Origin of the sequence: Elstera litoralis (genome assembly GCF_000963705.1) — a bacterium.
Classification (GTDB): Bacteria; Pseudomonadota; Alphaproteobacteria; order Elsterales; family Elsteraceae; genus Elstera; species Elstera litoralis.
This window is the reverse complement of the sequence record NZ_LAJY01000836.1, coordinates 1-667: the sequence shown is the minus strand read 5'-3', so window position 1 is coordinate 667 and position 667 is coordinate 1. Positions and strand designations below refer to the sequence as shown.

At 57.1% G+C, this 667-nt stretch carries 1 protein-coding gene and 1 tRNA gene; one reads left to right on the top strand and one right to left on the bottom strand.

The features are described 5' to 3' along the window. Nucleotides 1-25: 25 nt before the first annotated feature. Nucleotides 26-102 (top strand) — tRNA-Arg (locus VZ95_RS20100). Between the two features lie 50 nt (nucleotides 103-152). On the opposite strand, the gene VZ95_RS20095 is transcribed toward VZ95_RS20100, so the two are convergent. Next, nucleotides 153-667, bottom strand: a 515-nt coding sequence (locus VZ95_RS20095; RefSeq protein ID WP_052711976.1) for a PaaI family thioesterase, incomplete at its 5' end; no start/stop codon positions are given.

The window sequence follows — 667 nt, the reverse complement described above, 5'->3', positions numbered from 1 at the left end:
CTAATTTCCGCCACCTCAACGGCGGGCGCCCGTAGCTCAACTGGATAGAGCACCAGACTACGAATCTGGGGGTTGGAGGTTCAAGTCCTTCCGGGCGCGCCATTTTTCTTCTGAGACATCAGAAATTTAGGCCGCAAGCCGTTTGAGAAAATTCATAAAAACAGACTGGTTTCGCCTACCCCCGCGTTTTGGGCGTCGGCCAGGATTAAACAGTCCATCCCGAGCGTGAATCCCGCAAATGGGGATTCACAATCCCCACAAAGCCTAATCGCCCGAGAAAATAATGCATGTCTCGTCGCATGGGCGAGCAGACGGCCTTTGGCATCGGTGATCTTGGCTTCCGACGTGCCGATGCGCCGTCCCGCCGAGAGAATTTTACCTTCGATCGTGAGCAGGCCGGAATCGGGCAGGATGGCGCGAACGAAATTGGCCTTCACTTCCAGCGTCGTATAAGTCTGACCCGCCGCCAAAGTAGAATGGACTGTGCAGGCCAGCACCGTATCGAGCAACGTTAGGGCATAGCCCGCGTGGATGGTACCCATCGGGTTGAGAAAAGCCGCTTTCGGCGTGGAGGTGAAGACCACGCGCCCATGTTCCGCCACATCGGGATGCATGCCCATCACCTCGGCCATCGGCGGCATCGGCAGTTCGCCGCTTTTCATCCGGT